Genomic DNA, 20768 nt, shown 5'->3' with positions numbered 1-20768 from the left:
GTTTCCGGCAAAAATGACTATCCTCAGCCGGAGCATATTGATGACTGCACCATCCCAGGTTTTAAAGATCCGCCGCCCAGACGACTGGCATCTTCACTTTCGCGATGGCGACATGTTAAAAACTGTCGTGCCCTATACCAGTGAAATTTATGGGCGCGCGATTGTCATGCCCAACCTGGCACCGCCTGTCACTACGGTTGACGCCGCTATCGCGTACCGTCAGCGCATTCTTGACGCGGTGCCTGCTGGTCACGATTTCACCCCATTAATGACCTGCTACTTAACGGATACGCTGGATCCCAATGAGCTGGAGCGCGGATTCAAAGAAGGTGTATTCACTGCAGCCAAACTCTATCCGGCGAATGCCACCACCAACTCCACACACGGCGTGACATCTATTGATGCCATCATGCCAGTGCTGGAGCGGATGGAAAAACTCGGCATGCCATTGCTGGTACATGGCGAAGTGACCCATGCGGACATCGATATTTTTGATCGCGAAGCGCGCTTTATTGAAACTGTGATGGAGCCATTGCGTCAGCGCCTGACCGCGCTGAAAGTCGTGTTTGAACATATCACCACCAAAGATGCAGCAGAGTACGTGCGTGACGGGAATGAATTCCTCGCAGCAACGATAACGCCACAGCATTTAATGTTTAACCGCAACCATATGCTGGTAGGCGGAATTCGCCCGCATCTGTATTGCTTACCGATCCTCAAGCGTAACATCCACCAGCAGGCGCTGCGTGAACTGGTCGCCAGCGGTTTTACCCGCGCATTCCTTGGCACTGACTCGGCACCACATGCACGTCATCGCAAAGAGTCCAGTTGCGGCTGCGCGGGTTGTTTTAACGCACCGACCGCGCTGGGCAGTTATGCCACCGTATTCGAAGAGATGAATGCTCTGGCCCATTTTGAAGCCTTCTGCTCGCTTAATGGCCCTCGATTCTACGGACTGCCGGTTAACGAAACCTTTATTGAACTGGTTAGAATTGAACAGCAGGTACCGGAGAGCATCGCGCTTGAAGATGACACACTGGTCCCCTTCCTCGGCGGAGAAACGGTACGCTGGTCTGTAAAAAGCTAAAAAAAATATAGCCAACTGTTGTCAATTACTGAAGTTAACTGTATAAATAACCAGTATATTCAACAGGGGGCTATTATGCGTATTGAAGTCACTATTGCTAAAACTTCACCTTTGCCTGCCGGTGCGATTGACGCCCTGGCAGGTGAACTCTCCCGCCGTATTAACCATCATTTCCCGGATAACGAAGGTAATGTCACCGTTCGTTATGCCACCGCAAACAATCTGTCGGTCATTGGCGCGACCAAAGAGGACAAAGAACGCATCAGCGAGATCCTGCAGGAAACATGGGAAAGCGCAGATGACTGGTTCATCAATGAATAATAAATGATATGCAGTGATGTTTATTTGCCGGGTCGCCCCGGCTTTTTTACACACATTGCCTTTTAATCAATAGCGTAATCCTGCTACCAAAACGGGTAACGTTTATTTACGCAACTGATTATCTTTTAGCCTGAGCATCAAAATAACTGCATAACATGCCAAAAAAATATGAATAAGGTGCCGATTTATTGTTCGGATAACACTTAAAACATAAAATTTATGCGTCTCCCTCTTTAAATTTCCAGTGAATACCCATATTTATTGATATACTGAAGTTGCTTCAGAAAAAACGCATTGAACCTCGAAAACCGTTGTCTAGTAACACGAATTAGGGGGCATGATGGAAAAGAATAATGAAGTCATTCAGACTCATCCGCTTGTAGGATGGGACATCAGCACCGTTGATAGCTATGATGCGCTGATGCTGCGTTTGCACTACCAGACCCCGAATCGTCCGGACCCGGATGGGACTGAAATTGGTCAAACGCTCTGGTTAACCACTGATGTTGCCAGGCAATTTATTTCGATATTAGAAGCAGGAATCGCCAAAATTGAATCAGGCGATTACCAAGTGAATGAGTATCAGCGTCATTAAATCTGATGCACCCAACCATCAAAAGGCACCTTAACGGTGCCTTTCTTATTTCCTGGTTGAATAATGCTGGTCAGTTATTTACCCTGCAACTATCGCGATTGCAGAGAGAAGCGGATGAAATACGACTTAATCATTATTGGCAGCGGTTCCGTGGGTGCCGCAGCTGGATACTATGCCACTCGCGCCGGTCTGAATGTTCTGATGATCGATGCACATATGCCACCACATCAACAGGGCAGCCACCACGGCGACACACGATTAATTCGTCATGCGTATGGCGAAGGCGAAAAATACGTTCCGCTGGTACTGCGTGCGCAGACATTGTGGGATGAACTCTCCACGCAAAATGAAGAACCCGTGTTTGTCCGTTCAGGTGTTATCAACCTCGGCCCGGCAGATTCAACCTTCTTATCTAACGTGGCGCAAAGCGCAAAACAGTGGCAGCTAAACGTTGAGCAACTGGACGCAGCCGCGATTATGGCGCGCTGGCCCGAAATCCGTGTACCTGAAAACTATATTGGCTTGTTTGAAGCAGAGTCAGGTTTTTTACGCAGTGAGCTAGCCATTAAAACCTGGATCCGTCTGGCTGAGGAAGCAGGCTGTGCACAGCTATTTAAATGTCCTGTCACCGCAATTCATCATCATGATGATGGCGTCACGGTTGAAACAGCGGACGGAGACTACCATGCTAAAAAAGCGCTGATTAGCACCGGAACCTGGGTTCAGGCACTGGTGCCCGAACTGCCAATACAACCGGTGCGCAAAGTGTTTGCATGGTACCAGGCAGACGGGCGCTACAGCATTAAAAACAAATTCCCGGCATTTACCGGTGAGTTGCCGAATGGCGATCAGTATTACGGTTTCCCGGCTGAAAATGACGAGCTGAAGATTGGTAAACATAACGGCGGGCAGATCATCCATTCCGCCGAAGAGCGTAAACCGTTTGCCGCAGTTGCCAGCGATGGTTCCGAAGCTTTCCCATTCCTGCGTACTATTCTGCCCGGTGTTGGATGTTGCCTGCATGGTGCGTCCTGCACTTACGATAACTCTCCGGACGAAGACTTTATTATCGATACGCTGCCAGAGCATGACAATACGCTAATCATTACCGGGTTGAGCGGTCATGGCTTCAAATTTGCCTCCGTGTTGGGGGAGATCGCTGCGGATTTCGCCCAGGACAAACCGTCAGCCTTTGACCTGTCCCCTTTCAAACTTACCCGTTTTAAACAATAATCACTAAATGGCCTCTCTGTGAGGCCATTTCTATTTAAGGAATACTTTTGATGCGTCGCATCTTTCATTACCTGGTTAATAATATTCGCGAGCATTTTATGCTCTACATTATTTTATGGTCACTGCTGGCCATTATGGACGTTATATATATTATGTTTTTCTGACCAAAGAATACTGACAGTAATTGACAAAAATTTAGAATTTCTTAATTTTCATTGCAATAAACTGAATAACAAACAAACCAACAAACATCCTTAAATTAAGCCATAATCTGCCCACTCACACTAATCCGCTGATGTTTACCTTGTAAATAAATCAAATTTATTGAATTAAAAATAAATATCATCACCATTGTTATTTATTAGTTGCATTAATGTCTTTTTCACGCCATTTTCATTCACTCCTGTAATATCTATCGGTGTGTTTATGCAATTCAATAATAGTCCACAGCGCTATGGCGTCGTATCTGCGACATTACACTGGGTGATTGCTATTGCCGTGTATGGCATGTTTGGTTTGGGTTTATGGATGGTAACACTCAGCTATTACGATGGCTGGTACCACCAGGCCCCGGAACTGCATAAAAGCATCGGTGTACTCCTCATGATGGGGTTGGTCATCCGCATTGCCTGGCGGATTTTCTCCCCTCCGCCCCCGGCGCTGAAAAGCTATTCCCGTTTAACTCGCCTCGCTGCGGCACTGGGCCACCTCGCGTTATATATCCTGCTGTTTTCTATTGTGATCAGCGGTTATCTGATTTCTACCGCTGACGGTAAAGCTATCAGTGTTTTTGGCTGGTTTGAAATTCCCGCCACGCTCGCTGACGCGGGAGCACAGGCCGATCTTGCCGGTAGTCTGCATCTTTGGCTGGCCTGGAGCGTAGTGGTTTTATCCCTTCTGCATGGCCTGATGGCCCTGAAACATCACTTTATCGATAACGACGATACCCTTAATCGCATGTTGGGAAGATCGTCATCTGACTCTGGAGCATAAAATGAAGAAAAGCCTGCTGGGGCTCGCCCTCACCTCTCTGTTATTCACCACCGGTTCTGCAATCGCGGCAGATTACAAAATCGACAAAGAGGGACAACATGCCTTTGTTAATTTCCGTATTCAGCATCTGGGATACAGCTGGCTGTACGGCACATTTAAAGACTTCGATGGCTCGTTTACCTTCGACGAGAAAAATCCTGCCGCCGATAAAGTAAATGTCACCATTAACACCAACAGCGTTGACACCAATCACGCTGAACGTGATAAACACCTGCGAAGCGCAGATTTCCTCAATGTCGCTAAATTTCCACAGGCGACCTTCACCTCTACCAGCGTGAAGAAAGAGGGTAACGAGCTTGATATCACCGGGAATCTGACCCTTAACGGCGTGACCAAACCGGTAACGCTGGATGCAAAGCTGATAGGACAAGGTGGCGATCCGTGGGGTGGTACGCGCGCAGGTTTTGAAGCACAAGGAAAAATTAAGCTGAAAGATTTCAACATCACCACCGATCTCGGCCCTGCTTCGCAGGAAGTCGATTTAATCATTTCGGTGGAAGGCGTACAGCAGAAGTAATTGTTCGCGCGTCTTATCCGGCCTGCAAAGTGAGTTTTGCATGCCGGATAAGACTTTATGTCCCATGCGGCACAATGTTATGACGCTGGATCCGGAATACCCAGTTTCGTATTCAGGCGACCACGAGATTTATTGAAGATTTTATTGCCATTTTCGCGACCAGCACGACGGCGGCGTTGTTCTTCTTCTGGCAATTCACTTTCTTCACAGCACAGTTCGCTGCAACAGCCTTTATACTTGCCTGCACATGCCGGGCACTGAATAAACAGCAAATGGCAGCCATCATTTTTACAATTAGTATGGCTGTCGCATGCCACACCACATTGATGACAATGCGCGATCACATCTTCAGAGATTCGCTCTCCCATACGTTCATCAAATACAAAATTTTTGCCGATAAAACGCACGGGTAGCCCCTGCTCACGCGCTTTACGCGCATATTCAATAATGCCCCCCTCAATGTGCCATACTTTGCTGAATCCGTTGTGTTTCATCCAGGCACTGGCCTTCTCACAACGAATTCCACCTGTGCAGTACATCACTATTTTTTTATCTTTATGTTCCTGCATCATTTCGACGGCTTTCGGCAGTTGATCGCGGAAAGTGTCTGCAGGAATTTCCAGCGCATTATCGAAGTGGCCAACCTCGTATTCATAGTGGTTGCGCATATCAATAAATACCGCGTCTGGATCGTCGAGCATGGCGTTCACTTCTGCAGCTTTCAGGTAATCACCAACATTGCTGGCGTCAAAGCCAGGATCATCGATACCATCAGCCACAATTCGATCACGGACCTTCATGCGCAGTACCCAGAATGATTTTCCGTCATCATCCAGTGCAATATTCAGACGAAGTCCGGCAAATGCAGGATCAAAAGCGTAAAGTTGATCGCGGAATCTCTCAACATTACTTTGCGGCACGCTGATTTGTGCGTTAATCCCTTCATGCGCAAGATAAACCCGTCCGAAGACATTTAACGCGGTGAACATCTGGTACAGCGCATCACGCGTGTGCTGAGGCTCGACGATGTTGAAGTATTTATAGAACGAGATTGTCGTTCGCGGCTCAGACTCTGCCAGCATCCTGGCTTTGAGCGCGTCATTCGAAATGCGGTTGTGTAACACTGGCATGGTGTACGTATCCTGCAGGAAGTAAAAATTGAAAATCGGCCGGCATCATAAAGCAAACATCGCCAATTTACATCCACACATTTTACGCTACATTTCATACTTCACGATAAAAACACAACAACAAATGATGATTTAATGACCGTTCCTGCGTCACAAATTTTTGATACGCGCGAAAAAATGCGACAATACAGGGAATTGGTCGTTTAAAGACAGGATAGACATGACGAATTTACCCAAGTTCTCGACTGCATTATTGCATCCACGTTATTGGTTAACCTGGGCAGGTATTGGCATCCTTTGGTTGATCGTGCAGTTACCCTATCCGCTCCTCTATAAGTTAGGCTGTGCATTAGGTCACCTGGCATTACGTGTAATGAAGCGTCGGGCAAAGATTGTTTCCCGGAATCTCGAGCTGTGCTTCCCGCAGATGAGTGAACAGGAACGCCAGCAGATGGTGGTAAAAAACTTCGAATCTGTAGGTATGGGCGTGATAGAAACCGGAATGGCCTGGTTTTGGTCCGATCGCCGAATTTCACGCTGGACTGAAGTTATCGGAATGGAACATATCCGTGACGTTCAGGCGCAGAAGCGAGGGATCCTGCTTGTCGGGCTGCACTTTCTGACGCTTGAGCTGGGTGCTCGTCAGTTTGGCTTACAGGAACCCGGGATCGGCGTTTATCGCCCCAATGACAACCCACTTCTCGACTGGCTACAAACCTGGGGGCGTATGCGCTCCAATAAATCAATGCTCGATCGCAAAGACCTGAAAGGGATGATCAAAGCGCTGAAAAAAGGTGAAGTGGTCTGGTATGCGCCAGATCATGACTACGGTCCGCGATCCAGCGTATTTGTTCCTCTGTTTGCCGTTGAACAAGCCGCAACGACCTCCGGGACCTGGATGCTTTCACGTCTGTCCAATGCATGTCTGGTACCGTTTGTTCCCCGCCGTAAACCCGACGGCAAAGGGTACCAACTGATTATGCTGCCTCCGGAATGTTCCCCACCTCTGGACGACGCAGAGACCACTGCTGCCTGGATGAATACAATTGTTGAGAAGTGCATCATGATGGCACCGGAGCAATATATGTGGCTACACCGTCGCTTTAAAACACGTCCTGAAGGTGCCCCTTCCCTTTACTGAAACGCCTTGCAGCCCGCCGGGCTGCAACACCTCAGATAACCTCTTTAGGTTTAACTGCTATCCGCATTGCAGCGCCTATAAACCAGGCGCATAATTAGCCTGCTTACTTAATATTCAAACAATAGCGCAAACAGCGCGCCACACTGCGGATCGCTATGTCACCCTCTGATGTCCCCATAAACTGGAAACGCAATCTCACTGTTGCCTGGCTGGGTTGTTTCCTGACCGGCGCGGCATTTAGCCTGGTCATGCCCTTCTTACCGCTCTATGTCGAAAATCTGGGCGTGACGGGTCATAGCGCCTTAAATATGTGGTCAGGCCTGGTCTTTAGCATTACTTTTCTCTTTTCTGCTATCGCCTCACCTTTCTGGGGGGGGCTTGCTGACAGAAAGGGCAGAAAAATAATGCTATTGCGTTCAGCGCTGGGCATGGCGATCGTGATGCTGTTAATGGGGCTGGCGCAAAATATCTGGCAGTTCCTGGTCCTGCGCGCCCTGCTCGGACTTCTGGGGGGATTCATTCCCAACGCCAATGCCCTGATCGCCACGCAGGTTCCGCGCAATAAAAGCGGCTGGGCGCTGGGTACACTTTCCACCGGGGGCGTCAGTGGCGCCCTGCTTGGCCCACTGGCTGGCGGGTTACTCGCCGACCATTTTGGGCTGCGTCCAGTTTTCTTCATTACCGCCAGCGTACTACTGCTTTGTTTTATTCTGACGTTATTTTTTATCCGTGAGAATTTCCGGCCGGTGAGTAAGAAAGAAATGCTGCATATGCGGGAGGTCGTCGCTTCATTAAAGAATCCTAAGCTGGTATTGAGCCTGTTTGTCACGACGTTGATCATTCAGGTAGCGACTGGCTCTATTGCACCTATTCTGACGTTGTATGTACGCGAACTTGCCGGTAACGTCAGCAACATCGCCTTTATCAGCGGGATGATTGCCTCAGTTCCTGGGGTGGCGGCCCTGCTTAGTGCACCCAGGCTCGGCAAGTTAGGCGACAGAATTGGCCCGGAGAAAATCCTGATTGTCGCATTGGTTATTTCAGTGCTGCTACTGATCCCAATGTCATTAGTACAGACGCCGTGGCAGCTTGGCGTTCTGCGCTTTTTACTCGGCGCTGCCGACGGTGCTCTGCTACCTGCCGTACAAACCCTGCTGGTCTATAACTCAACTAACCAGATAGCCGGGCGAATATTCAGCTATAACCAGTCATTTCGGGATATTGGCAACGTGACAGGGCCACTGATGGGGGCCGCCATATCGGCAAACTATGGTTTCCGTGCCGTTTTCTGTGTGACTGCGGGCATCGTATTATTCAACGCTATCTATTCGTGGAACAGTCTGCGCCGCCGCCGAGATGCTCAGGTCCCAGGATGATTTTTACGCATTAATACTTGCTATATCAGAGAATCAACTATTATTTCCCTGAATACCTCATTAAATCAAAGGGAGACTCTGATGACTATGTATGCCACGCTGGAAGAAGCAATTGATGCAGCCCGTGAAGAGTTTCTGGCTGATAACCCCGATCTTGAACCTGACGAAGCCAGTGTTCAGCAACTGAACATACAAAAATACGTACTACAGGATGGCGACATCATGTGGCAGGCCGAATTTTTCGCCGACGAAGATGACGAAGGTGGCGAATGTCTGCCAATGCTGAGCGGCGAAGCGGCGCAAAGCGTTTTTGATGGCGATTATGATGAGATTGAAATTCGCCAAGAATGGCAGGAAGAAAACACCCTCCACGAATGGGATGAGGGGGAATTCCAGCTTGAACCGCCCCTTGATACAGAAGAAGGTCAGACAGCAGCAGATGAATGGGATGAGCGATAATTACTCATAAGGCCCATGGTGGATATCGAGTGGCAGCAGCAGCGTATCAAACACCAGCGAAAATGGCAGGTCGAGGATGGTGACGTAACGCCATGCCGAGTCCCGGACATCCCACTGGACGCCAGGATAGTATTGATTGCCGTGCCCCTGCCCCGGGATCGTCCGGCTAATAATGCTGCCACATCCGCTCAGGAGTAAGACCATTATTCCAACAACCAGTATTCGCACCTGATACCTCATGACCTTTTGTATTCAGTATAAAAAAATACCGGCCCAGGGCCGGTATTTTCACGTCAGAACGTTTATTTTTTCCTGAGCGCCAGCGGGTTCAGGGTGATCCCCTGGTAATAATTGACCCACGAAGAATACCTGTCCGGTGAGTTCCAGACACGATAATGCAAACGTGCCATGGTCACCGGATCGCTCAACAGCACAAGGCGGCGATCGCGATTCAGTTTCTCCGGCGTTTCGTTCAGCGCTTGCTCCACGTGACGGTCTCGTGCAATTTCAAGCACATTACTGGCACGATGGCGTGCGGTGGCCATCGCCGTTGCCAGCGCGTTAAATGACGGGTTAAACACTGCATGCATAAAGCCGTCATCCAGCGAACGATTACGATTCATCACCAGATAATTGTCAGTATCCACCAACACTTTAGGCGGAGAATACTCTTCCGGGATCAGGAAAAGCTTCCAGCGTTTAGTTCGTAACCCCACCGTTGAACGGCTGGATATCACGGAAACAAACGGCGACAGGATCAGCGAAAAGACAATCGGTGCCAGCCAGAACAGGAAGCGCAGATCCAGCCACGCCATACCCACAGCCCATACCAGACCCAGCAACAATTGAGATCCGTGACGCATAAACGCTTCGCCCCACGGGGTGGAGTCGTCATCGCGCTGCGGTGAGTTCCAGACCACTTCCCAGCCAAGAAATGCGCTCACTACGAAGACCGTGTGGAACAGCATACGCACCGGCGCCAGCAGCACGGAGAACAGAACCTCCAGCAGCAATGACAGTGTTACACGGATAAATCCGCCGTACTCTTTCGTCCCTTTACACCAGATGAGTAAAATACTCAGCAGCTTCGGCAGGAATAACAGCACCATCGTTGAGGCAAACAGCGCGATCGCCAGCTCCGGACGCCACTGCGGCCAGACCGGGAACAGTTGGCGCGGTTGCAGGAAGTATTGTGGTTCCGTCAGCGCATGAACCACCTGCAGTGCAGTTGAGAGCGCGAGGAACATAAACCACAGCGGAGCCGACAGATAGGACATAACGCCGGTCAGGAATACCGCACGGTGAACCGGATGCATCCCTTTAACCAGGAACAAACGGAAGTTCATCAGGTTACCGTGACACCAGCGTCGGTCACGCTTGAGTTCATCCAGCAGGTTCGGTGGCAGCTCTTCATAAGAACCCGGCAGATCGTAAGCAATCCACACGCCCCACCCTGCACGACGCATCAATGCAGCTTCCACGAAGTCATGGGAGAGGATCGATCCTGCAAACGAGCCTTCACCCGGTAACGGTGCAAGCGCACAGTGCTCGATAAACGGCTTCACGCGAATAATCGCGTTGTGACCCCAGTAGTGCGACTCACCCAACTGCCAGAAGTGAAGTCCGGCGGTAAACAGCGGGCCATACACGCGAGTAGCAAACTGTTGGCAGCGCGCATACAGCGTGTCCATCCCGGATGCTTTTGGTGAAGACTGGATAATCCCGGCGTTTGGATTCGCCTCCATCAGACGCACCAGGCCGGTCAGGCAGTCGCCACTCATCACCGAGTCCGCATCCAGCACCACCATGTAGCTGTACTGATTCCCCCAACGACGACAGAAATCATCAATGTTACCGCTTTTACGCTTCACACGACGCCGACGACGGCGATAGAAAATCTGCCCTTCACCCTGCACTTCAGCAATCAACTCCATCCACGCTTTTTGTTCCGCTACGCAGATATCAGGGTTATAGCTGTCACTCAGAATGTAGACATCGAAATGCTCGGCATTGCCCGTGGCTTTAACCGACTCCCACGTGGCACGCAGACCCGCAAATACACGGTCAACGTCCTCGTTACAGATAGGCATAATCAGCGCAGTACGATGCTCAGGATTAAGAGGTTCATCCCCTACCGTTGAGGCTGAAATACTGTACTTATCACGCCCAATCAACAGTTGCAGGAAGCCCATCAAAGCAGTCCAGAACCCCGCAGATACCCAGCAGAAAAGGACGGCAAACAGAATAAGTATCCCGCTCTGGAGCACATAGGGTAGCAACTGCATAAAGGAAACCCACAGATTCTGCCCCATCATGTCTGCAGGATTAATGAACGCCCAGCCCTGATACGGAAGAATTGTCTTCATATACCAGGTCGCAACGACCGTTTGCGCCAATGTTAAGATCAGCAGAATGTAACGGCGGATCGTCCCAACGGTACGCCATTTCTGTTCATTCTCTTGTTCTTCTTTCGTCAGACGTGAAAGATAACGCGGTGTCACATCCCGTCCACGCAGACGATCCCAAAAACGGCCTACCGGGTTAGTACGCCAGGGGTCGGGAAACATCGAAGTGCGTGTTGCCTTTGGCATGGCCTGCAACTGGTCACGCCCTTCATCGTCCTTAATCAACTGCTCTTTGGCCAGAGAGTCCGGCCAGGCTTGCTCAAGGCGAGCTTTAACAGACCCCTGCGGTGAATCATCTTCGCGCGCGTAAGTACGGTGCTCGGCATCCAGCGCCTGATGAACGGCGCGGATGTCAGTTTTCGGCAGTGCCGCTTTCTCGGTATCCGAAAGCGGCATTGCGTCAATATACTCAGTTGTCTTATTCATTGGCAGGTAACTGGTAGCTCCAGGTTTCACTCAACGTCTGATCGGCATTGGCCAACGCAGCACGCATTTCAGTGGGTTTCTTCGCATCTTTCACTTTCACGCGCAGCATCAAACGCCAACCCTTAGTGACCGGGTTATAACGCACTGTGCTTTCAACGATCTCACCGTTGTCGCCAATGCTGGTTTGCGCGGTGACAGGGGTGTCCTGCGGCAGTTTTTTCATATCTGCACCGGCGAAATCCACCACAAATGCAATGGTGCCGTCAGGCTGGCGAATAAGATTTGACTGTTTGACATCACCTGTTGAGCGGCGAGTCTGCTGTACCCAGGCACTTTCCGGGGCATGAAGCTTATCTTCATCGCGAGTGAACGTCAGGGTGTACTTGAAGTTCATCTCTTTGCCTGCTTCAGGCAGTTGATCCGGCGTCCAGTAGGCAACGATGTTATCGTTCGTTTCATCGTTGGTTGGAATTTCAACTAACTCAATTTTACCCTTACCCCAGTCGCCTTTTGGTGTGATCCAGGCGCTCGGACGCAAGTCGTAGCGGTCGTCGATATCTTCAAAACGGGAGAACTGACGACCACGCTGCAGCAGACCGAATCCTTGCGGATTTTCCATCGCAAAGCTACTCACTGCGAGGTGTTTCGGGTTATTCAGCGGACGCCAAATCCACTCGCCATTGCCAGCATGGATAGACAAACCGTTAGAGTCATGCAGTTCCGGACGATAGTTAGTCGTCGGAGACGGCTGGTTCGGCCCGAACAGGAACATACTGGTTAGCGGTGCTACGCCCAGCTTGCCCACTTTATCGCGCAGGTAAACTTTGGACTGAACATCCACAACCGTGTCACGCCCAGGAATAATCACAAAGCGATACGCTCCGGTCGCACGCGGGGAGTCCAGCAAGGCATAAATGGTTAAACGTTTATCAGTTGGTTTTGGACGTTCGATCCAAAACTCACGAAAGCGGGGAAACTCTTCGCCCGAAGGCAGAGCGGTATCAATAGCGAGACCTCGCGCAGACAGGCCATAAACCTGACCTGCACCCAGGACGCGGAAATAGCTGGCACCGAGCATGCTGACGATTTCATCGTTTTTATCTTTGCTGTTGATCGGATACAGCACTTTGAACCCGGCGAAACCGAGATCTTTTACCGTGTCTTTATCATGCTGGACATCGCCAAAATTAAAATAATCCGGGCTGTATTTGATTTTTTTTACCGCTGTGGCGGTAACTTCATTGATTCTGACCGGCGTGTCGAAATACATACCCTGGTGGTAGAATTCGAGCTTAAATGGGGTCTTAAGGTTACTCCAGTAGGCTTTATCGCGATTAAACTGGATCTGCTGATAATCCGCATATTTCATATCGCGGAAAACGGAGGGCAAGTTACTTTTTGGCGCCTCATAGCCTTTATCGGCTAAGGATTGAGCTTGTTTAGCAACATCATCAATGCTGAATGCCCAGCTCGATGATGTGTACAGCGTTAACATGACTGCTGCACCCAACCAACGCATTTTCATCATTTGTAGTTTATGTTTCATAATTAGTAAGCACTTCCCCCTTTGTGTGCTTATATTGATCCGATCCATTTTAATGGATAATCGGGTAATCCGACAACTGAATCCCTGTATTGTTCGCGCGCTGGCTCATGGTTTAATCAGGTTCGTATGCCTGTTTTCACTTTGCGTGCTTATCCTGGAGACAGGTTGTAAGACTTCGTGTAGGGTTGGCCTCGAATGTAACCATTATTCGCCTTAGGGATAAGACGAAAAGTCTGAGAATACGTAACTGTCTATGAGCTCTGTATCTCCACCGCGTGAATACTTTCTTGACTCCATCCGCGCCTGGCTGATGTTGTTGGGTATCCCCTTTCATATCTCATTGATCTACTCCACACATACCTGGCATGTGAACAGTGCAGAGCCATCGTGGTGGCTGACCCTTTTTAACGACTTCATCCATGCGTTTCGCATGCAGGTTTTCTTCGTTATTTCGGGTTATTTTTCATACATGCTTTTTTTGCGTTACCCATTAAAACGCTGGTGGAAAGTACGTGTTGAACGTGTGGGGATCCCTATGTTAACCGCGATTCCGTTGCTTACGCTGCCGCAATTTATCATGCTGCAATTTGTGAAGGGAAAAGCAGACAGCTGGCATACTCTCAGCGGGTACGATAAATACAACGCGCTTGCGTGGGAGCTTATTTCACATCTGTGGTTTTTACTGGTCCTTGTCGTTTTAACGACCGTAAGCATGTGGGTATTCAGCCAAATGAAAAAACGGCTGACAAGCGCAGATGACTCGAGCTCAGCACCTGCTTCAATGACTAAGCTAACACTAGTTTTTTTGTTGCTTGGCGTGGGATATGCCGTTATCAGACGGACAATTTTTATCCTCTATCCTTCTATTCTCAGTGACGGCATGTTTAATTTCATCTTCATGCAAACGCTGTTTTATGTGCCTTTCTTTATGCTTGGCGCCCTGGCGTTTATCAATCCCAGGTTAAAAGCGCTGTTTACTACGCCATCGCGTGGCTGCACGTTAGCCGCAGGATCCGCGTTCGTCGCCTATCTGCTTAATCAGCGTTACGGAAATGGCGATGCCTGGATGTACGAAACCGAATATGTGATAACCATGGTCATGGGCCTGTGGATGGTTAACGTTGTCTTTTCACTCGGCTACCGCTTGTTGAATTTCCAGTCAGCCCGCGTCACCTATTTCGTAAACGCGTCGTTGTTTATCTACCTGGTACACCATCCGTTAACGCTGTTTTTCGGCGCCTATATCACGCCGCATATCTCATCGAATATTCTGGGCTTTTTGTGTGGGCTGCTATTTGTGGTCGGAATTGCGCTGATACTGTACGAAATCCATTTACGTATTCCGGTTCTGAAATTTCTCTTCTCGGGTAAACCGCCTGTTAAGCAGGATAAAAGCAAAGCCGTTGCCGGTTAGCTGACATTGCGTGGTTCAAAGTAACCACTCAATAGGTAGCAGTGACGCAAGTCTCACCAGAACCCGCTTCCAGAATCCTGTGGCGGGTTCTTTTTTTAGCACCACTTCCGTGTCGTGCTGGCGATCGACCCAGTTAATCCGGCCCCAGCGATCAAGGCGCAATTGCCAGGCGACATCACGCTGGCTTTGCATAAAACGCTTATGAATCAGTGCGGCCAGCACTTCGCTCTCAATGACAAACCCCATTTCGGTATTGAGTAACGTTGAACGTGGATCAAAATTTAGCGAGCCGATAAAGACTTTTCGACCATCAATACTGAAGGTTTTCGCATGCAGGCTTGAGCCTGAGTTACCAGTTAACCCGCGATCGTGTAACACAGTGGCCCGATCGCGGGTTGGTTTAAGTTCGTACAACTCCACACCATAGCGCAACAGTTTCTTTCGCCAGCGCGCATAACCAGCATGGACGACAGCAACATCATTCGCCGCCAGTGAATTCGTTAAAATAGCAATCCTGACCCCTTTCCTGACCAGACGCAGAAGCTGCGCCACGCCAGCCCGGGTCGGCACAAAATAGGCGGAAATAATATCAATGCGCTCAGTAGGCGATCCCATGACATCAAATAAACGCTGGGGCAACAACGAATGACGCGGCGCCTTCCCTTCACCTTTTACCGGGTCATCACTGAGCAGGCGCGTTTTTGCCCAAATCAGCGGCAAGGCCCCCTGGTCCAGACTGGTCATAAACTGGCTGGTTTCCAGCTTATGCAGGTAGCGACGAGTAATATCATCATTGTACCAGGATTCAGGCAATTCAATACGCTGGGTCGGCTCAGGTTCAGACAGCTCCAGTACTTTCTGTAACGTTGAAACAGAACGGCACTGCCAGTAACGCTCAAAATCATCCGCGACCTCTTTAACTACGGGGCCGATGGCCATCACGTCGAGATCGGAAAACAGCGGTTGTTCGCCTGCGCCAAAATAAGCATCACCAATATTGCGCCCCCCGACGAGAGTCACAACACCGTCAGCGGTATAGCTTTTATTGTGCATGCGGCGATTAAGTCGGGCAAAGTCGGTTAAATACCCCAGAGCGCGCAGTATCCGAAACGAAAAGGGATTAAACAGGCGAACTTCAATATTAGGATGGTTATCAAGCAGGCGCAGCGTATCATCCAGACCCGGCGTGTTGTTGTCATCCAGCAGCAAACGAACGCGCACACCTCTTTTCGCCGCAGCTAACAGAACCGAAAACAGCAATAGCCCGGACATGTCGTTTTCCCAGATGTAATACTGTACATCCAGTGAGCGTTCCGCCATTTCAGTTAACCGATAGCGAGCCGCGAAAGCATCCAGGCTATCATCCAGCGTAAGAATACCGCATCGTTCAGGATGGCTTGCACAAAGAGGGGTAATGGCACGCTCGAGTCGCGTCATATCAGGCCGTGTGATCATCGCCTTGTTGGGTGAGTAATCTGTTATAAAGCCGGGTGTTTTCATCGTCAAAGCAAACAAAGTAAATTTGCTCAGGTAACGCCCGACGAGTGATAAATTTCAGTACCGTATTCACCGCTATCTCCGCCGCTGCTGCGCGCGGATAACCATACGCGCCCGTGCTGATTGCCGGAAAAGCAATGGACTGATACCCATTGGCCAATGCCAGTTGCAGGGTATTTAAATAGGCCTCTTCAAGGCGTTCGGCTTCGTGATGACCGCCCCCTTGCCAGACAGGTCCCACAGTATGGATCACCGCCTTTGCGGGCAGAGATCCGGCCAGGGTAATCACTGCATGTCCGGTTGGACATTCTCCCTGTTGCTGTATTACTTGTTTGCAGGCTTCCAACAATGCAGGCCCGGCTGCGCGATGAATTGCCCCATCCACGCCTCCACCACCCAGCAGAGAAGAGTTGGCGGCATTGACGATCACATCAACAGCTATAGTCGTAATGTCGCCATGTAACACATGAACACGCGATTGCATAAGATTCCCCTGACAAAACACTCTCTACTAAGTGTACAGCAGGGTTTTCCATGAAATCTTACTTTTTAACGAAACGGCTGCATATCTACGCCAGAACGGTTCATTTATATTCAATGCTAAGAATAGCCAGGCTTTTCTGCGTATTGAGGTAATGCATTTTCACCGAGGCTAGTTGCTTAAAACTCTGAGGAGCCATCGTCACCTGCTGTCCGCTAAAGCGACTATTGTACATTTCGCCGTCACGTATGCATGACAATTCAATCTGCTGTTGATGGGTGTTTACCTCACAAGGCGGTTCAACTATTTCACCACGGAAGTGAATAACCCCGCCAGATGTGATTTGCTGGGCGATTGCGGAGACCGTATAAAGAGAAAAAACACACAAGCTGGTACCTAAAATACTTTTTGCTAATGTATGCATATGGGTTCCTCAATGATTAACCATCCTTGAGGTATCGGTGTGGTCCTTCACCGCTGCGGTTAACGGACAAATAAAAACGTATTAACGTTTCTATATTCATAGAACAGCAGCGCATTACCAGCCACACCCATTATGCAAATACATCAAAAATCATGAGTGACTGGTTGAGTCAGGCCACTGTTGCGAGAGATGCAGAGATTGTCCGTCCGAAACGGTAACAACGATTTTAACCGAATCCTCAGTTGATATATTTAAACTAAGTTTTGTTAAATCGATCGGTTGATTAGCGGGTATAGAAAGGGTTGTTTTCTGCTGAGTTTGACTTTGTCCACTTTTCCCTTCCCGTAAAGCGAGAACTTGTACCTGGCACACACACGGCTGCGATAGCGTTACCTGAGGAACGACGGTGTACATTTCGCCTTGCTGGGTTGTATTGAACGTAATTTGATTTGAGAGCGCGGCAATAAGTAATAGCGTATGCATAATATTCTCCCGAAAAAAAACAGGGCTTTCGCCCTGTTTATTCTCAGTCAGAAGACTGAATTAATGTTGGTTTGCGGTGGCGTTGTTGCCGTAACCAACCTGGCGAACCAGAACATTGGAGTCAGACGCTGTCTGATTAACCACTGCACCGTTGCGGCCACCGTATTGGGTCACGCTGATATCAGCATGCTTAGCATTCCACTGATTGATGTCAGCGCTGTTACTGAAGCCTGTTTGTTTCAGACTAATGGTACTGTCATCAGCACCTTGTCCAACGGTTGCCCCGTTACCACGACCATGCTGGGTGATGGTCACATCGGACTTACGTGCATCACTTTGCAGCGCATTCGCAATGTTGCCAGAACCATACTGGTAAATACTCATTGATGAGTCCGGACCATTGTTATTACCACCGTTATGATGACCACTACCGCCCCATTGCGGAACAACACCAGCCAGAGCACTACCAGAAACAACGATTGCTGCGAATGCTGCCACTTTTAAAAATTTCATGGTAAACCCCCATCGGATTGATTTAAACGTCGTTAATGGATTAGCGTTGAGTCACGCGAATGGCCATTTGCGACTGTCTCTGCACCACAACTGCTGTTTTTTGTGTACCGTACTGGGTAATATTTGCTTTATTACCAGAACCTTTCTGGATAATAACAGCCGTATTACCGTAAGAACCTTGTTTTATACTCGCATCATTAGAACTACCCGCCTGATCAATATAAGAAAGATTATATGATCCTGTCTGGTCTATTTTAGCCCGGTTACCTGAACCGTCTTGAGAAATGACCGACAATAACTTTGAGCCCCCCTGTCGAGTATTTGCACTGTTCGCAGTGCCAACTTGACCAATAATGGCTGCCTGATTAAATGAAGACTTGCTTAATTCATTTACCGCAAAGTTATATTCTGAATTAGCCAGATCATAACTTGTTGCGGATGCAATCCCAGGCACACCCAGCATTGTAAACATCATAAATAACAACTTGTTTTTCATGTTGTCACCCTGGACCTGGTCGTACATGAAGTTAAATTATTTACCACTCAATTTTGTTGTTAACATGACTTTGTTTTGTTAACGCCACGTTACGATGAAGAGTATGTCCGTTGAAACATTTTAAATAACTCACCCGCGAGTGGTATTTTTATATTTAGATTCACACCAAAGTACTAATTAAGAGCCAACAACGCTGTTATATGTATCGACTTTATTTTTGGACAATCGCTGGTTATGCATTTCTATGCAATGGTAGAAAAAAGCTGCATTCAACGATTTCAGGGCCTCGCAGCGCGGCCTCGCGATAGCTGCAGGTACAAGTCGTGACAAACATCATTTTTTTCTATCTAAAATTGTTCAACGTAAAGCGAGGCAAAATAATCGAAATTCATTAGAATGATAAAACTTACTAAGTATAAATTAAAACTATATAAATCAATCAATTAATATAATTTGTATGATTTTTTAAATCTGTGCAATAACAGTGAAATGTACAACTTTACTATCAAATCTAAACTCAATAAAAACCATAAAATCACATTTTAATATATAATTTTACATTCTGTAACAAGTTTAACACTTGCTTTAAGATTTGTAATAGCTAGATTGAAATCAGTTGAAGTCCATTTGTTTTAATATTTTCACCCCTGTGGGTCGATATTTTATTTCTACACAGCAGTGCAACATCTGTCAGTACTTCTGGTGCCTCTATTTTAGTAGAGACAGCTGTCGGGTGTGCGACTAAAAAGTGGAGTTTCATCATGTTTAATGAAGTCCATAGTATTCATGGTCATACATTATTGTTGATCACTAAACCCTCTCTGCAGGCAACTGCATTATTACAGCATTTAAAACAATCGTTGGCGTTATCTGGAAAACTACATAATATTCAACGTTCTCTGGATGATATATCCGCTAGCTGCATTGTTTTACTGGATATGATGGAGGCAGATAAAAAACTGATCCATTACTGGCAAGATAATTTAAGCCGTAAAAACAACAATATAAAGACGTTATTGTTGAATACACCCGATGATTATCCTTACCGGGATATCGAAAACTGGCCGCATATCAATGGTGTGTTTTACGCAGCAGAAGATGAACAGCGTGTCGTTAGCGGGTTGCAAGGTGTCTTGCGAGGCGAATGCTACTTTTCGCAGAAATTGGCCAGTTACTTAATCACTCATTCTGGAAACTACCGTTATAACAGCACGGAGTCGGCACTACTCACTCATCGTGAAAAAGAGATCCTTAATAAACTGCGTATCGGCGCCTCAAATATTGAGATCGCACGCTCACTGTTTATCAGTGAGAATACGGTAAAAACGCATCTTTATAATCTTTTCAAAAAGATAGCTGTCAAAAATCGTACGCAGGCGGTCTCATGGGCCAATGATAACCTCAGGCGATAAAGCCATGAAACGCTATTTGACCTGGATTGTGGCAGCAAATTTATTCCTGGCTGCCGGGAATCTACACGCGGCTGTAGAAGTGGAGGTACCCGGACTGTTAACTGACCACACTGTCTCCTCAATTGGGCATGATTTTTATCGTGCATTTAGTGACAAGTGGGAAAGCGAGTACACAGGAAATTTAACCATCAATGAAAGGCCCAGTGCACGTTGGGGAAGTTGGATCACAATAACGGTTAATCAAGACGTTATCTTCCAGACTTTTTTATTCCCAACGAAAAGAGACTTCGAAAAAACAGTGGTCTTCGCATTGGCACAAACTGAGGAAGCATTAAGTCGCCGGCAAATAGATCAGACCCTATTAAGCACGAGCGATTTAGCGCGCGATGAATTCTAAAACATGATTTTGTCCGGAGGCTTTCATGCGTGTCAAACATGCAGTCGTTTTGCTCATGCTGATTTCACCATTAAGTTGGGCCGGAAACATGACTTTCCAGTTCCGCAACCCGAACTTTGGTGGCAACCCTAACAACGGTGCTTTTTTATTGAATAGCGCCCAGGCACAAAACTCTTATAAAGATCCGAGTGGTGATGATTTTGGGTTTGAAACCCCTTCAGCACTGGATAACTTTACCCAGGCTATCCAGTCACAAATACTCGGCGGCTTGCTGACCAATATTAATACTGGTCAGCCGGGGAGGATGGTAACCAATGATTTTATCATCGATATCGCCAACCGGGATGGACAACTGCAATTGA

The 20768-nt window shown here is 48.2% G+C and carries 24 protein-coding genes; 14 read left to right on the top strand and 10 right to left on the bottom strand.

Features of this window, described 5'->3' with window-relative positions; all coding sequences use genetic code 11:
• The first annotated feature begins 40 nt into the window (after positions 1-40).
• The 7 genes from pyrC (at position 41) to AACS05_RS08845 (ending at position 4806) form a co-directional block, all read left to right on the top strand.
• Positions 41-1087 (top strand): dihydroorotase, encoded by a 1047-nt coding sequence (pyrC, locus tag AACS05_RS08875; RefSeq protein WP_045441631.1) that lies wholly within the window; start codon positions 41-43, stop codon positions 1085-1087.
• Between the two features lie 75 nt (positions 1088-1162).
• On the top strand, positions 1163-1408 hold the full coding sequence (dinI, locus tag AACS05_RS08870; protein ID WP_045441628.1) for a DNA damage-inducible protein I: 246 nt from the start codon (positions 1163-1165) through the stop codon (positions 1406-1408).
• Positions 1409-1748: 340 nt separating this feature from the next.
• Positions 1749-2003: a biofilm formation regulator BssS gene (bssS, locus tag AACS05_RS08865; protein ID WP_045441625.1), complete on the top strand. Its 255-nt coding sequence runs from the start codon at positions 1749-1751 to the stop codon at positions 2001-2003.
• A gap of 114 nt (positions 2004-2117) precedes the next feature.
• Positions 2118-3236 (top strand): N-methyl-L-tryptophan oxidase, encoded by a 1119-nt coding sequence (gene solA, locus AACS05_RS08860; protein WP_045441622.1) that lies wholly within the window; start codon positions 2118-2120, stop codon positions 3234-3236.
• A gap of 50 nt (positions 3237-3286) precedes the next feature.
• Entirely contained in the window at positions 3287-3400 is a 114-nt protein-coding gene (locus tag AACS05_RS08855; protein ID WP_003846814.1) for a YceO family protein, read from the top strand.
• A gap of 262 nt (positions 3401-3662) precedes the next feature.
• Positions 3663-4229, top strand: a complete 567-nt coding sequence (locus AACS05_RS08850) for a cytochrome b (RefSeq protein ID WP_045441618.1) — start codon at positions 3663-3665, stop codon at positions 4227-4229.
• Position 4230: 1 nt separating this feature from the next.
• The gene (locus AACS05_RS08845) at positions 4231-4806 is read left to right on the top strand and encodes a YceI family protein (protein WP_045441607.1); all 576 of its coding nucleotides are present in this window, start codon (positions 4231-4233) and stop codon (positions 4804-4806) included.
• Between the two features lie 77 nt (positions 4807-4883).
• Here AACS05_RS08845 and trhO read toward each other — a convergent pair whose 3' ends face one another.
• Entirely contained in the window at positions 4884-5936 is a 1053-nt protein-coding gene (gene trhO, locus AACS05_RS08840; protein WP_045441604.1) for an oxygen-dependent tRNA uridine(34) hydroxylase TrhO, read from the bottom strand.
• A gap of 220 nt (positions 5937-6156) precedes the next feature.
• On the opposite strand from trhO, the gene AACS05_RS08835 reads away from it, so the two are divergent.
• The 3 genes from AACS05_RS08835 to AACS05_RS08825 all read left to right on the top strand — a co-directional run bounded on the left by AACS05_RS08835 (position 6157) and on the right by AACS05_RS08825 (position 8912).
• Entirely contained in the window at positions 6157-7077 is a 921-nt protein-coding gene (locus AACS05_RS08835) for a Kdo(2)-lipid IV(A) acyltransferase (protein WP_045441601.1), read from the top strand.
• Between the two features lie 155 nt (positions 7078-7232).
• Complete coding sequence (gene mdtG / locus AACS05_RS08830) at positions 7233-8453, top strand: multidrug efflux MFS transporter MdtG (protein WP_045441598.1); 1221 nt, start codon at positions 7233-7235, stop codon at positions 8451-8453.
• Positions 8454-8534: 81 nt separating this feature from the next.
• Positions 8535-8912, top strand: a complete 378-nt coding sequence (locus tag AACS05_RS08825) for a MysB family protein (protein WP_045441596.1) — start codon at positions 8535-8537, stop codon at positions 8910-8912.
• Here AACS05_RS08825 and AACS05_RS08820 read toward each other — a convergent pair whose 3' ends face one another.
• The 3 genes from AACS05_RS08820 to mdoG all read right to left on the bottom strand — a co-directional run bounded on the left by AACS05_RS08820 (position 8913) and on the right by mdoG (position 13271).
• On the bottom strand, positions 8913-9140 hold the full coding sequence (locus tag AACS05_RS08820) for a YceK/YidQ family lipoprotein (RefSeq protein WP_045449561.1): 228 nt from the start codon (positions 9138-9140) through the stop codon (positions 8913-8915).
• 74 nt (positions 9141-9214) lie between these two features.
• Positions 9215-11743 carry a glucans biosynthesis glucosyltransferase MdoH gene (mdoH, locus tag AACS05_RS08815; RefSeq protein WP_045441593.1) on the bottom strand — a complete coding sequence of 843 codons (2529 nt, stop codon included), beginning with the start codon at positions 11741-11743 and terminating at the stop codon, positions 9215-9217.
• Complete coding sequence (mdoG, locus tag AACS05_RS08810; RefSeq protein ID WP_136345533.1) at positions 11736-13271, bottom strand: glucans biosynthesis protein MdoG; 1536 nt, start codon at positions 13269-13271, stop codon at positions 11736-11738. The genes mdoH and mdoG overlap by 8 nt, the downstream gene beginning before the upstream one ends.
• A 271-nt stretch (positions 13272-13542) precedes the next feature.
• On the opposite strand from mdoG, the gene mdoC reads away from it, so the two are divergent.
• Positions 13543-14703 (top strand): glucans biosynthesis protein MdoC, encoded by a 1161-nt coding sequence (mdoC, locus tag AACS05_RS08805; RefSeq protein ID WP_045441588.1) that lies wholly within the window; start codon positions 13543-13545, stop codon positions 14701-14703.
• Positions 14704-14718: 15 nt separating this feature from the next.
• Here mdoC and AACS05_RS08800 read toward each other — a convergent pair whose 3' ends face one another.
• The 6 genes from AACS05_RS08800 to csgB form a co-directional block, all read right to left on the bottom strand.
• Positions 14719-16209 (bottom strand): phospholipase D family protein, encoded by a 1491-nt coding sequence (locus AACS05_RS08800; protein WP_136345534.1) that lies wholly within the window; start codon positions 16207-16209, stop codon positions 14719-14721.
• On the bottom strand, positions 16142-16684 hold the full coding sequence (ymdB, locus tag AACS05_RS08795) for an O-acetyl-ADP-ribose deacetylase (protein WP_045441582.1): 543 nt from the start codon (positions 16682-16684) through the stop codon (positions 16142-16144). Before ymdB ends, AACS05_RS08800 begins: the two co-directional genes overlap by 68 nt.
• 100 nt (positions 16685-16784) lie before the next feature.
• Positions 16785-17105, bottom strand: a complete 321-nt coding sequence (locus tag AACS05_RS08790) for a type 1 fimbrial protein (protein WP_045441579.1) — start codon at positions 17103-17105, stop codon at positions 16785-16787.
• Between the two features lie 150 nt (positions 17106-17255).
• Positions 17256-17588 carry a curli assembly chaperone CsgC gene (gene csgC / locus AACS05_RS08785; RefSeq protein ID WP_071828915.1) on the bottom strand — a complete coding sequence of 111 codons (333 nt, stop codon included), beginning with the start codon at positions 17586-17588 and terminating at the stop codon, positions 17256-17258.
• 60 nt (positions 17589-17648) lie between these two features.
• Positions 17649-18101, bottom strand: a complete 453-nt coding sequence (csgA, locus tag AACS05_RS08780) for a curli major subunit CsgA (protein ID WP_045441577.1) — start codon at positions 18099-18101, stop codon at positions 17649-17651.
• A gap of 40 nt (positions 18102-18141) precedes the next feature.
• A complete protein-coding gene (gene csgB, locus AACS05_RS08775; protein WP_045441574.1) occupies positions 18142-18597 on the bottom strand; it encodes a curli minor subunit CsgB in 456 nt (151 codons plus the stop codon).
• A 761-nt stretch (positions 18598-19358) separates the two neighbouring features.
• Here csgB and csgD point away from each other — a divergent pair.
• From csgD to csgF, 3 genes are all read left to right on the top strand, one after another.
• Positions 19359-20009, top strand: a complete 651-nt coding sequence (gene csgD / locus AACS05_RS08770) for a biofilm master transcriptional regulator CsgD (protein WP_045441572.1) — start codon at positions 19359-19361, stop codon at positions 20007-20009.
• A 4-nt stretch (positions 20010-20013) separates the two neighbouring features.
• Positions 20014-20406, top strand: coding sequence for a curli production assembly/transport protein CsgE (gene csgE / locus AACS05_RS08765; RefSeq protein WP_045441570.1), 393 nt, complete (start codon positions 20014-20016; stop codon positions 20404-20406).
• Between the two features lie 25 nt (positions 20407-20431).
• On the top strand, positions 20432-20768 hold a 337-nt coding region (gene csgF / locus AACS05_RS08760), incomplete at its 3' end, for a curli production assembly/transport protein CsgF (RefSeq protein ID WP_045441568.1).

It is taken from the genome of Citrobacter sp. S-77, from assembly GCF_963864895.1.
Lineage (GTDB): Bacteria > Pseudomonadota > Gammaproteobacteria > Enterobacterales > Enterobacteriaceae > Citrobacter > Citrobacter murliniae.
Note: the sequence above shows the minus strand (reverse complement) of the source record. Positions and strands in the feature narration are given on the sequence as shown.